Genomic DNA, 10388 nt, shown 5'->3' with positions numbered 1-10388 from the left:
TGCTCCAGTCTACGATTAAGGGAAAACGAGTCTCCGCTTTAAGGGGAAGATCAGTCACCGATCACCCCCAGTCTTCGCTTTGCGGAAAACTGACAGCGATGATCTGCGGCGCTCACAAAAGCGCTCGCGCGCCTCTTAAAGTTAGATTCTGGGTTAGACTCTAAGTTAAGGGCGCGATTTCCTGATGCAGAACCGTGGGTTAAGGCCTGTTTGGGTTCCTGATAGCACGAGGCACCGGTTCCCGATGGCACGATAGTTCGGGTTCCCGATAGCACGAGGCTATCCACAGGTTGTCCACAGGGCGCGGCTGGCTCGAAGGCGAGCAGCAGCCGGCCGCTGACCTCCACCTCAACGAACAGCATGTAGCCGGGAAGTGGCTGGCGCCGGATCAGATCCCTGAGCTCGAAGGCGAAGCGCTTGAACGGCGACAGGCTGCCCGACTTCTGGTGCAGGTGCCGGAAATCGAACCGCCACCCGTCCTGCTGCCGCCCGCCATGCTTGCGCACCAGCCGATAGAGCCAGCGCTCCAGCCCGCCCGTCAGCCCGAAATAGGTGCGGTCTATGGTGAGCACGAGCGCGTCGTCGAGCACGGCGCGGTAGAACCAGTCCGGCAGGATGAGGTCGACGCCATCGGGCCGGCCGTTGCGGTCGGTGCGCTCCTGCCATTCATTGATCCAGGAGAAGCGGTGCCGGCGTCCCTCCGCCGGCTGGCGGATGGTGGTCGACACCGTCGTCGACTGGAGGCGGTCGAGCGCGGCCTTGAGGCGCTGATAGTCGCGCAGGGAAGTGCCGCGCCCGACAAAGGTGAGGATCTCATAGGGTGTCGCCGCCATCAGGCGCGAGGTGCGCAACCCCGCGTCGCGGGCTTCAACGATCTGGCTCGCGGCCCAGATGAGAATGTCGGCGTCCCATATCGTCGCCATGCCGTGGTCGGGCACGGCCTCTACCCGGATGGCGATGCTGCCGGTTCGGAAATCGATCGGCGCGACGCGCGGCGTCTTGGAGAGGGAGAAGAAGGGATAGGCCATGAGATCCTGCGCATCTCGTGGCGCGAAGTCGCCTGGCAAGGCGCGAAACAGATCGAGCTGTCCGCGCTCCGAAAGGCTGTGATGCCGCGCCGCCATGGTGGTGCGTTCAGCGCGCGGCGCGGCCAGCGAACGAACCTGCGGCAAGCGCGTGGCGCTTGGCCGGCAGGACGGAGCCGCGCGGATCGGATGTCGAGGTGACCGCGCCGCGCTCGGTCCAGGTCTGGAGGTCGTCGATGGAATAGACGACGCGTCCGCCCAGCTTGCGATAAGCGGGGCCGGTGCCGTAGGTGCGGTGCTTCTCAAGCGTGCGGGCTGACAGGCTGAGAAACTCGGCGGCTTCTTTGGTGCGCAGGTAGCGCGGCGGGAGGGTGGCGAGATCGGGTCGCATGGAGCGGGCCTTCGTGGGCGTGGCGGGAGCCGCCGGAGTGCGGCGGCGGACGGTGACCACGGTGGCGGAGGAGGAATGTCGGGAGGGATGGGGAAGATTGGGGGGCTAAAATCCCCACCCCGTCACGCCCGGCGGCGATGACGGAACAGCCGCAGATAGCCGCCGGCGATCAGCCCGGTGCCGCCTTCCACCAGGCCGATGACGCGGTCGCGCAAGGGAGATGTCTTCCAGGGATCGGCCGCGACACGCTCAGTGCCGAAGATGGCCTCGGCGATGGCGCGGTAGCTAGCGCCCCGGTTTCGTCCGTCGCAGGCTTGAAGCATGAGCCGCAAGCGTCCGCGCTGCTGGCAAGTCATGCGGGTGTCGGGTGGCAAGGGCTTCCCACGGTGCGCATGCCAGAGGCGGTTCAGGGCCTCGATACGGCCGGGCAGATGGTCGTCGAGGGGGATCAGGGCGGCGATCGGTGCGCCGGGTTCAACGCCGGGAAGCAGAAGGTGCGGCGAAGCCGCATGATCAGGTGGTTCGGCAGGCGCAGCGTGCGGCGCCGTGCCCGTGCTCAGCAGATGGTCGGGAAGCTCGGTGAGGACGGTGACGGCCGGATTGATCCGCGGGGACCAGTGGACGGGCTGACGGGTCGCGGGGAGCGAGGGTTTCGCGGGGACATCGCAACCCCCAGAGATGTTCGGCCTCGGCCGGGAGAGGTGCATCCGCTCTCTCGGCGCCCACAAGGTCCCGATACGCCTGCTGGTAGGATGGATCCCGCCTCAGGCACTCCCAGGCCAATCCCTCCACCGAGAGATCATCGAAATAGTCGTAGGTCCGACTGTCTCGCCAGCGCGACGTATCGGGCTTCATGAGCGACTCCCAGACGGTGCATGCCGTGGGGTCATCAATTGAAGATTGTATCGCCGGGCAGAACTCACCTCACAGGCAACAGGTGATGCGGCGCGCGCATCACCTGGACCGGGGCTCTTCAGTTGATGCGATGTGGGAGCAGATCGCGATAGCCTGTCTGGGCGAGCCAGCGGGCGCGCTCCAGATGGCTGTCATGCACCGCGCGGGCGCGGGCAGGCTCCTGCGCCGGATCAATCCCGAACAGAACGACCACCACTTCCTGCCAGTCGGCTCCCTCAGTGGTCGCGTCGAGGAGGCGCATATAGAGCTTGATATGGGTGCGGTCATAGGCGGTCAGTTCCTGACCGGACGGCGCCTTGTCATCAAACGCCTTGGCCACGTCCATCCCCCGCAGGCTGCCGTTTCTTCTGTCGCAAGCCAAGCCGTCGGCGACGGCGTGGGGCTGCAATTTGGGATCATTCTATCATGGGTGATCATAAAGCCGAACGCGGCGTCGCCGGTGCGCACACCTGATCCATGGCCTCTTGGCACCAACGGCGCGCGGGATCAAGCGACCACCGCACGAGCCGAGATCGCGAGGATGTAGAGAATACTCCGTGGTGAAATACTCATCAAGCGACTGCTCTCTCGGCCATGGAGATCCGAGAGGTGTTCGCGCGCAATCTGAAGGCCTTGCGGCTGGCCAAGGGGCTGTCGCAGGAGGAGCTTGCGCACCTCGCGGACATTGATCGCACCTATATCAGTTCGCTTGAGCGGTGCGTTTACAACGCCAGCATCGATGTGGTGCAGCGGCTCGCCTCGGTTCTCGGCGTCGAGGCCTCCGACCTGCTTCTGCGTCCGCCGACAGAGCCGGCCGAGATCGATCCTAAGGACGACAAGTAGAGCTCGGTTATCCCATTGCGATACTGGCCTCTTGCCGATGGAGAGCGCCCCCGGCCTTGCCGGCCGGGGGCGCAGCCCGCACGTCAGTCGCTGCGTCGCCCGTTGGGGCGGGACCAGATGAGGGAGAAATTCTCGCCGTCCTCGTCATCGAAGAGGTTGGCGTAGATGGCGGCCGTGAAGCTCGGATCGTCGAGCTTGAGGCCCAGATAGTCGCGGCCCTCGGTGGAGCGCTTGGACCAGGCGGCCCCGATCTCGGCGCGGCCGACCAGGACCCGGTGGCTGGGGGCGTTCTCGCCGCTGGCGCGGGTGTCGGGGATGATGCGCACGCCCCGGGCCTGCACGCCGAGGGTGACGATGTCGCCGGTGAACTCGTTGGTGCCGGTCTTCTTGAAGGTGCCGATGGTGGCCATGTTCTATCTCCGTCCTGTCTTCTGAGCCCGCACCATTGCGGCCTCGATGGCGATCGAGAGGCCGGAGGCGAGCGACGCCACATCGCCTCGGGGTCCCCGTCGCGCTGGCGCGATGGGGTGAGGATTGCGACCGCAGCGCAGCGGAGGACGGCACAGGCGCGACTTTGTTGCTGCGAGAGGAATGACGGCGATCCGGGGTCCCGCGCAGCGCGCGGGGTGGGCGTCGGCAGGGGAAGAAAGTCGGGACCAGCCGTTGTGGCATAGGCGCCCGAGGCGCAGCCGTCCTTCGGCCAGATCAGGCCATTGAAGAGGCCGTATGGAGCGGGCACGGGCGGATGGATGAGGGAGATGGTTTGGCCTCGCGCCGGATATAGAGACCCTACCGGCTAGCATCGGCGGACGATACCCTGAGCTTGGCCAAGCTGCGCATTCCCCGTCCCGCCAACGACCCGAATGCTCCGCCCCGAGGGGTCTTTCGGCTGCGACGCGGCCGCCGTCCTCCACGCGCACCAATCTTGCCGCATTAGAGGGCGAAGCCGGCGCGCCGGATCTCAGCTCCCTCCCGGCCAGCCGGTTGACGCGGACGATATGCCGTTCGCTGTCTGGTGCGCCGAACGGCTATCGCGGCGTCAGGGAGGGGAGCTTTGCCCGTCAGAAGGGCGGAACGCCTTCCTTCCGGTGATCCGCACGAAGGCGACAATGCCAACCACGCTGGCTCCGAGGATCGAAAACACCATCTGCCACGTCTGCGAGGGCATGGTGTGCTTCACGATGCCATGGGTGGCGTGGAAGCCCGCCACCGCGGCCGGGACGACGAATGCGGCGGCGATGAGCAGGCGCGCCCAGATCGGGCGGACGATCGCGAACAGGAACTGGCCGAGGCCGTAAGTCAGGCCAGCGGCGGCAAGGCCGACAACAAGAACGCCGAGCCATCCGGCGCCGGTGCCATAGGCCCATGTGCCCGCCGTGATGCCCGCAAACAGCGGCAACGCGAATACCCCCAGCGTGAAGAGCAGCCAGCAGAGGAATGCGATCGTCGCCATGCTGAGGAGAATGCCGATGAAGATCATGGGGGCGGCTCCATAAAATCAGATCGAAGCGCCTCCACCACCACGATGCACCGGCGGGATTGGCGTCAGAGCAAGAGCGCACGCCGTCTCCGCCGTTCATGGCCGCCTGTTTGCCTCTCAGGAGGCGAAGGGGTCGATTTCGCGGACGATCGCGGCTTCTTCGCCGTCATATTCGGCAGCCGGGGTGACGGAGAGCGTGCCGTCGCCGGCGCGGAAGATGACGACGGTGGCCATCAGGGTGGTGGCGAGGCTGAAGGCGAAGGCGTGAGCGATCTGGGCGGACATCGACCTGGCTCCTGCGCGAGCGGAGGTCCATCCCCCGCTGACAGGCGCCCGAAAGGGCCGGCCGCTGGCCGCGATCACCGCGTCAGGCGTAGCCGGAGCGGCGGCACGCACAGCGTCGTCCGACCCTTCATGGGTTGATGGCGTCAGGCCATCGGCTGGACCCAAGGATCAGCGTCGTGAAGCGTGGATGGTCGTCCGGTCAGGAGACCGTGATGGCGGGTTACTGCGCAGGTCGCTTCCGCAGCGTTGCCAGGTTCAACACGTGCTGACTGTGGCAGGTCGTCAGCGGTCCACGTTCCAAGGATTGATGACCGCCACACCGGCGGCATGGAAGGCGCTGGTATCGCGCGTGGCCACAGCGAAGCCCCGAGAGGCTGCGATTGCGGCTATATAGCCGTCGGGCGTCGGAAAGCCCTTGCCAGCCGTGCGCGCTTTCACGGCGAGGTCGGCATAGTGTCGTGCGGCAGCGATATCGAACGGCAGGATACGATCGGCGAATAGTTCCATCACCCCGTCCAGGGCTTCGGTTAGCCGGTCTTTGCGCTTGCCCGCGGGCAGCGCACCGATGCCGTACAACAGTTCGGCAATCGTGACGCTGGAGAGATAGAGCGTCTCGGCCGCCTGCTCGTCGAGCCACGACCGCACGGTGTCGTCGGGCGTGGGCTTCATCGCCTCCGAGATGACGTTGGTGTCGAGAAGGATCATTCGAAGCTCATGGGCTCGGCAGGCGTCCTGTCACGCGCCGGGCTGAGGGCATCGACGTCCTCATTGGTCAGGCCGAGGCGGCGGCTGCGTTCCGCGAGCGCCGTTCCGAGCCGGAGGCGCGTGTCAGGGCGAACGGCGGTCTCTAGGATCTCGCGCATCTCGGCTTCGGTGCTTCGGCCATGCTGGGCCGCGCGCACCTTGAGGGCACGGTGCGTTGCCTCGGAGAGGTTGCGGATCGTCACGGCGGGCATGATGGCGCCTCCAGTAAGGCTGATAGCGTTGATAGCAAAATATAGAAATTGCCATCACATTCAATGTGCAGGCTTGCGGCGGCGCTTATGCGCCGCCAGAGCCGAACCGATAGACCGGGATGCCCATCTTGCGGGCCTTGTCGGCCAGATTGTCCTGAATGCCGGTGCCGGGGAAGATCACGACGCCGATTGGCACCACGTTCAGCATCTGGTCATTGCGCTTGAAGGGGGCAGCCTTGGCGTGCTTCGTCCAGTCAGGCTTGAAGGCCACCTGCGGCACCTTGCGGCTGTCAGCCCAGAGAGATGCGATCTTTTCGGCGCCTTTGGGCGAGCCACCATGCAGCAGCACCATGTCCGGGTGCTTGGCGTGGATCTGATCGAGCTTGGCCCAGATCTGCCTGTGATCAGCGGTGTCCCCGCCCGAGAAGGCGATCTTTGGCCCGGCGGGCACGAGCACCTCGTTATCCGCGCGCCGCCGGGCGGCGAGGAAATCCCGGCTATCGATCAGCGATGCGGTGAGGTGCCGATGGTTGACCCGTGATCCGGCGCGTGGTGTCCAGGGAGAGCCGGTGGCGATACGGTAGCGGTCGGCGGCGGCCTCGCGGAAGGTTTCCATGCCGTCGCGCCGGCCGATCAGGTTCATGCCGATGTCGATCAGGCGCTCGAGCTCGAGGGACTTCACCTCCGAGCCGTCCTGTTCACGCTGAAGCTGCTTCTGGGTCTGCTCGTTGTCGTCGAGCTTCTGTTCGATCCGGTCCACGGCGCGGTGGAACATGTTGACGGTCGACCAGAGGAGATCGGGAAGCTCGGCATCGAGGCTGGTGTCGGTAATCGTTGCGACCAAGGCGTCGAAGATGTCGGCGATGGCGCCTTCGATGAGGCGGTCCTGAGGTGGCGGGCGCTGGTCGCGTTCGTCCTCGGAAGGACGGTAACCGTGGAGCTGCAATTCCTGGATCAGGTGGTCGGTCGGAGATGACACGTGGTGCGGCTCGTGGTCGTCATGCGCGCTCATGGGATGCTCCGTCGGTTTGGACCGCTTGCCGTTGCGGCCTTCATGGCGACGAAGCCGTCGGGCGGGACGGACCTGCACCCGGAGCGAAGCGATAGGGCCGCAGCGGCAGCGGAGGATGGCGGTAAGCCGGCGATTTTGCCTCGCGATGGAAAGCGGCCCGAAGGCCGCGCCGGAAAATCGTTGGCGGCAGCCATTGCCGATCCGCACCGGCTGACGGCCGATCGCCCTCTCGAAGGCGCAAGGCGCGGTCCTTTTCCGCGGGCTGACGCATCCTTGCGGGTATGGCAGCAACGTCTCACGGTTCAGCCCTTTCCGGCTATGAGATCAGGCTCATGAACCGCAAGACGTCTTCCGGGGCGAGTTGCACCCGAACACCCATCCGGAGGGCATCCATACCGAGCCGCTGGAGATCCTCGTTGAAGTCCCCGAGAGCTGGCGACAATGGAATAGCCTCGATACCCTCGGCGTTCGCCCGTTCGATCAGCGTGTCCCGCGCGGCGTCGCCTGCCGGATCCTTGTCGCTGACGATGTAGAGCCGCCTCAGGGCAGGCGGGAACAGGATGGCGGCCAGATGTGCGGCGGAGAGCGCCGGTGCCATAGCCATGTTGGGCAGGACCTGCCGGATCGACAGAATCGTCTCGATGCCTTCGCCCGCCGCCATCACGCTGTCGGGCACGCCGATGCGAACGGTAGACCCAAGCAGATCCCCCATCGCCTTGCGCGGCGTGTCGACCGGAGCCTTGTCGGAGCCGTCCGGGGCGAGCCAGGTGCGGTGTATGCCGGTGATCCTGCCGGCGAGATCGGTGACGGCGGCGATCATGGCGGGCCAGGTCTCGGTCGGGCCGTGGTCGGGCTTATAGTAGCAGCGTGGATGGAAGCGCAGATTGCCGGTTCCGTGCAGAAGCGTAATGCCGCGTCGACGCAGATACGTTTCTGCGAGGGTCCCGTCGATCGGCCGCGACATGGCGAACAGACGCCTTGCTGCTTCGCCCGATCCAGACGGGGCCGGCGTGATACCGCGACGAGGTGATGTCGGCTCCGGTTCGAAATGCGGCAGGCTGAGAAAGCTGCGCGCTTCGTCGGCAACGTCAGCGAAGTCGGTGAGGCCCGATGATCCGCGGATTATGTCGAGAAGATCGCCATGTTCGCCGGTGGCGGCATCGGTCCATTTACCCGCCGGCCCCTTCGCGGATGCCTGGAGCCGGACAAAGAGCGAGCGGCCGGGCGTGTTTCTGATATCGCCGACGAGCCAGTAACGGCCCTCCCGGCGCCCATTGGAGAGATAGTGACGGCAGACGGCTTCGGCCCGATCAGCGAGCCTGTGCGACAGATCGTGAGCAATCCCGGACATGGCGAGCTTTTCAAAAACAAAGGCCCGCCGACAGAGCCGGCGGGCCGAGGTTCAGGATCGTGTTGAGGGTTACTCCGCCGCCACGGCAGGGGGGATGTCCGTGGTGTCCTCAGTATCCTCAAGGCTTTCGTCTTCGCCCATGGCCGTTGTGCCGTCCTGCGCCGCCGTTTCATCGCCAACTGCGGGTTCAGAGCCGCGCAGCGGTTCGGGCAGCCAGCCGGTATCGGCCAGCAGCGCTTCGGCCTCGCGGGCCATGTCGCCCTTCTTCAGGTGCGCGATGCACTCCGCAGCGCGCGCGCCCTTCGCCTCGCTCACCGCCTGCAGAATGCGGGCCTTGGTGACCCGGCCAAGAAAATTGTCCACGGTCGGCTTCCACCCGGCTGCCGCCATATCGAGGCCAACGGCGCGGGCGAGTTGATCGGCATGGTTGAGCGCGCGGGGGCGCCGGTTCCAGGCTTCATGAACAGCATTCACCGACAGGCTCACCACATGGGCGAACAGGCCGGAGCGGCTGTCGCTGTCCCAGTCGTGCAGAGCTTCCCAGAGATCGGTCGAGTCCTTGGGCAGAAGCTTGGCCCAGCCCTCATGCCGGGCGTGGATCGCCGCAGCCGAGGCGCTGTCGTTCAGCCCCGGCGCCTGTGCGCTGAACGCCACGCTCTTCAGGTCGAGTTCGAGGCAGCTATCCGAGCCGTAGCGGTAGAAACTCTTCAGCGTCAGGGCATGCAGGGCGGCGAGGAAGGCGACGTCCGGCCGTTCGCCCAGCGCCTGGCGCAGGCCGAGCGTGCGGTGCGAGGTCAGCTCGGTCATCAGCCGGTCCGAGAGCGCAGACAGCCCTTCATCCTCCTCGGGCTCGGGCATCGGCGCATCTGCCATGACGGCCTCGCCGGTACGCATGGCCGCAACCGCGCCAACGTGCGGGCCGGCGTCTTCCGTGACGACTTCAAGCTCGACCGGTAGTTCGTCCTCGGGCCGCACATAGCCGCGCTCAATGCGCAATGCGCCGTCATGGCCAATGCTGACGAAGGCGCCGGCGCGCGCCACATCCAGCGGATCGAAGGTGATCGGACGCGCCTCGAAGGCTTCGATCGCCGTCTCGATCTCGCCGAGCCGCACATCGACCTCCTCCGGCAGATCATCCGCCTCGGCGTATTCCGCGGACAGGCGATCATATTCCGCCTGCAGGGCGCCGCGGCTGGCTTCCTCTTCGGCGGTGAGCGGGATGGTCTCACCACGAAGCTGGCGCAAGCCGTAGGTGTGGCCATAGGCGAAGTCGGGCGCCATCTCGACCCATTTCCAGCCCTCGGCGGCGACAACGTCGGCCTCTGCCTTCAGCTTCCGGGCCACCAGCCGGTCGACCAGCGCGACATCCTGCAGCCAGCCGCCATCATCGCCCTGGAACAGGTCGCGCAGGACGGTGCCGCCGGTCTCGACATAGGCCTCGAGGCCTATGAACTGGGCGCGCTTGTCACAGGCGCGGACAGCACCCTCGGTCAGCATGCGGCGGATGGCATAGGGCTGCTTGTCATAGGAGGTCTTCATCCGCTCGAAGACCCGTTCCTGGCGCGCATGGTCGCCGGAAACGGTGAAGGCCATGAGCTGGTCGAGCGTCATGCCGTTCTCGGCATAGACCTCCAGCAGCACCGGCGAGACCGAGGCGAGCTTGAGGCGCTGCTTGACCACGCCGACGGAGACGAAGAAGGCGGCGGCGATCTCTTCCTCGGACTGCCCCTTCTCGCGCAGCGCCAGAAATGCGCGGAACTGGTCGAGCGGATGCAGCGGCGCGCGCTGGACATTCTCGGCGAGCGAATCCTCCTCGGCGATGCCGCCCTCTCGGATGACGCAGGGCACCGGTGCGGTCCTGGCGAGGCGCTTCTGCTTCACCAGCAATTCCAGCGCCCGGTAGCGCCGCCCGCCGGCCGGGATCTCGAACATGCCGGTCTCGATACCGGCGTCGTCGACGACAGGCCGGACGCTGAGGCCCTGCAGCAGGCCACGGCGGGCGATGTCCTCGGCCAGTTCCTCGATCGAGACGCCGGCTTTGATGCGCCGGACGTTCGACTGGCTGAGCAGGAGCTTGTTGAAGGGGATGTCACGCGAGGGCGAGAGCGTGATCTTCTGAACATTGGTCGCCATGGAAGGCACCTCCGCGAC

General features: G+C 66.0%; 14 protein-coding genes. 1 reads left to right on the top strand and 13 read right to left on the bottom strand.

Annotation, left to right across the window (positions count from 1 at the left end):
• Window positions 1-50: 50 nt before the first annotated feature.
• The 5 genes from EDC64_RS06355 to EDC64_RS06340 form a co-directional block, all read right to left on the bottom strand.
• Window positions 51-1124, bottom strand: coding sequence for a replication initiator protein A (locus tag EDC64_RS06355; RefSeq protein ID WP_132030439.1), 1074 nt, complete (start codon window positions 1122-1124; stop codon window positions 51-53).
• 10 nt (window positions 1125-1134) lie between these two features.
• Window positions 1135-1416 carry a helix-turn-helix transcriptional regulator gene (locus tag EDC64_RS06350; RefSeq protein ID WP_132030405.1) on the bottom strand — a complete coding sequence of 94 codons (282 nt, stop codon included), beginning with the start codon at window positions 1414-1416 and terminating at the stop codon, window positions 1135-1137.
• Window positions 1417-1538: 122 nt separating this feature from the next.
• Window positions 1539-1976 (bottom strand): DUF2285 domain-containing protein, encoded by a 438-nt coding sequence (locus EDC64_RS06345; protein WP_420808949.1) that lies wholly within the window; start codon window positions 1974-1976, stop codon window positions 1539-1541.
• Window positions 1930-2271 (bottom strand): transcriptional regulator domain-containing protein, encoded by a 342-nt coding sequence (locus EDC64_RS23805; protein WP_245504560.1) that lies wholly within the window; start codon window positions 2269-2271, stop codon window positions 1930-1932. Before EDC64_RS23805 ends, EDC64_RS06345 begins: the two co-directional genes overlap by 47 nt.
• Before the next feature lie 118 nt (window positions 2272-2389).
• Complete coding sequence (locus EDC64_RS06340; RefSeq protein WP_132030438.1) at window positions 2390-2656, bottom strand: DNA -binding domain-containing protein; 267 nt, start codon at window positions 2654-2656, stop codon at window positions 2390-2392.
• Between the two features lie 248 nt (window positions 2657-2904).
• Between EDC64_RS06340 and EDC64_RS06335 the strand changes: the two genes are divergently transcribed.
• Window positions 2905-3153, top strand: coding sequence for a helix-turn-helix domain-containing protein (locus tag EDC64_RS06335; protein ID WP_132030403.1), 249 nt, complete (start codon window positions 2905-2907; stop codon window positions 3151-3153).
• Window positions 3154-3236: 83 nt separating this feature from the next.
• Here the strand turns inward: EDC64_RS06335 and EDC64_RS06330 are convergent, their stop codons facing one another.
• The 8 genes from EDC64_RS06330 to EDC64_RS06300 form a co-directional block, all read right to left on the bottom strand.
• Entirely contained in the window at window positions 3237-3563 is a 327-nt protein-coding gene (locus EDC64_RS06330; protein WP_132030402.1) for a DUF736 domain-containing protein, read from the bottom strand.
• A 629-nt stretch (window positions 3564-4192) separates the two neighbouring features.
• Window positions 4193-4633: a hypothetical protein gene (locus EDC64_RS06325; RefSeq protein WP_132030401.1), complete on the bottom strand. Its 441-nt coding sequence runs from the start codon at window positions 4631-4633 to the stop codon at window positions 4193-4195.
• A gap of 117 nt (window positions 4634-4750) precedes the next feature.
• Window positions 4751-4918: a hypothetical protein gene (locus EDC64_RS23455; RefSeq protein ID WP_165933656.1), complete on the bottom strand. Its 168-nt coding sequence runs from the start codon at window positions 4916-4918 to the stop codon at window positions 4751-4753.
• Between the two features lie 282 nt (window positions 4919-5200).
• Window positions 5201-5623 carry a type II toxin-antitoxin system VapC family toxin gene (locus tag EDC64_RS06320; protein WP_132030400.1) on the bottom strand — a complete coding sequence of 141 codons (423 nt, stop codon included), beginning with the start codon at window positions 5621-5623 and terminating at the stop codon, window positions 5201-5203.
• The gene (locus EDC64_RS06315) at window positions 5620-5874 is read right to left on the bottom strand and encodes a FitA-like ribbon-helix-helix domain-containing protein (protein ID WP_132030399.1); all 255 of its coding nucleotides are present in this window, start codon (window positions 5872-5874) and stop codon (window positions 5620-5622) included. The genes EDC64_RS06320 and EDC64_RS06315 overlap by 4 nt, the downstream gene beginning before the upstream one ends.
• An 85-nt stretch (window positions 5875-5959) precedes the next feature.
• Window positions 5960-6886 (bottom strand): DUF2493 domain-containing protein, encoded by a 927-nt coding sequence (locus EDC64_RS06310; RefSeq protein ID WP_132030398.1) that lies wholly within the window; start codon window positions 6884-6886, stop codon window positions 5960-5962.
• Window positions 6887-7202: 316 nt separating this feature from the next.
• The gene (locus tag EDC64_RS06305) at window positions 7203-8237 is read right to left on the bottom strand and encodes a DUF7146 domain-containing protein (RefSeq protein ID WP_132030397.1); all 1035 of its coding nucleotides are present in this window, start codon (window positions 8235-8237) and stop codon (window positions 7203-7205) included.
• A gap of 69 nt (window positions 8238-8306) precedes the next feature.
• On the bottom strand, window positions 8307-10370 hold the full coding sequence (locus tag EDC64_RS06300; protein ID WP_132030396.1) for a ParB/RepB/Spo0J family partition protein: 2064 nt from the start codon (window positions 10368-10370) through the stop codon (window positions 8307-8309).
• Window positions 10371-10388 lie beyond the last annotated feature (18 nt).

The organism is Aquabacter spiritensis (assembly GCF_004346185.1).
Classification (GTDB): domain Bacteria; phylum Pseudomonadota; class Alphaproteobacteria; order Rhizobiales; family Xanthobacteraceae; genus Aquabacter; species Aquabacter spiritensis.
This window is presented reverse-complemented; position numbering and strand designations above follow the sequence as displayed.

Bases quoted from the DNA above. Each gene is read 5' to 3' on its own strand.
- EDC64_RS23455 (WP_165933656.1), bottom strand. From the start codon at position 4,918: ATGTCCGCCCAGATCGCTCACGCCTTCGCCTTCAGCCTCGCCACCACC.
- EDC64_RS06335 (WP_132030403.1), top strand. From the start codon at position 2,905: ATGGAGATCCGAGAGGTGTTCGCGCGCAATCTGAAGGCCTTGCGGCTG.
- EDC64_RS06300 (WP_132030396.1), bottom strand. From the start codon at position 10,370: ATGGCGACCAATGTTCAGAAGATCACGCTCTCGCCCTCGCGTGACATC.
- EDC64_RS06315 (WP_132030399.1), bottom strand. From the start codon at position 5,874: ATGCCCGCCGTGACGATCCGCAACCTCTCCGAGGCAACGCACCGTGCC.
- EDC64_RS06305 (WP_132030397.1), bottom strand. From the start codon at position 8,237: ATGTCCGGGATTGCTCACGATCTGTCGCACAGGCTCGCTGATCGGGCC.
- EDC64_RS06310 (WP_132030398.1), bottom strand. From the start codon at position 6,886: ATGAGCGCGCATGACGACCACGAGCCGCACCACGTGTCATCTCCGACC.
- EDC64_RS06340 (WP_132030438.1), bottom strand. From the start codon at position 2,656: ATGGACGTGGCCAAGGCGTTTGATGACAAGGCGCCGTCCGGTCAGGAA.
- EDC64_RS06320 (WP_132030400.1), bottom strand. From the start codon at position 5,623: ATGATCCTTCTCGACACCAACGTCATCTCGGAGGCGATGAAGCCCACG.
- EDC64_RS23805 (WP_245504560.1), bottom strand. From the start codon at position 2,271: ATGAAGCCCGATACGTCGCGCTGGCGAGACAGTCGGACCTACGACTAT.
- EDC64_RS06330 (WP_132030402.1), bottom strand. From the start codon at position 3,563: ATGGCCACCATCGGCACCTTCAAGAAGACCGGCACCAACGAGTTCACC.
- EDC64_RS06355 (WP_132030439.1), bottom strand. From the start codon at position 1,124: ATGGCGGCGCGGCATCACAGCCTTTCGGAGCGCGGACAGCTCGATCTG.
- EDC64_RS06350 (WP_132030405.1), bottom strand. From the start codon at position 1,416: ATGCGACCCGATCTCGCCACCCTCCCGCCGCGCTACCTGCGCACCAAA.
- EDC64_RS06325 (WP_132030401.1), bottom strand. From the start codon at position 4,633: ATGATCTTCATCGGCATTCTCCTCAGCATGGCGACGATCGCATTCCTC.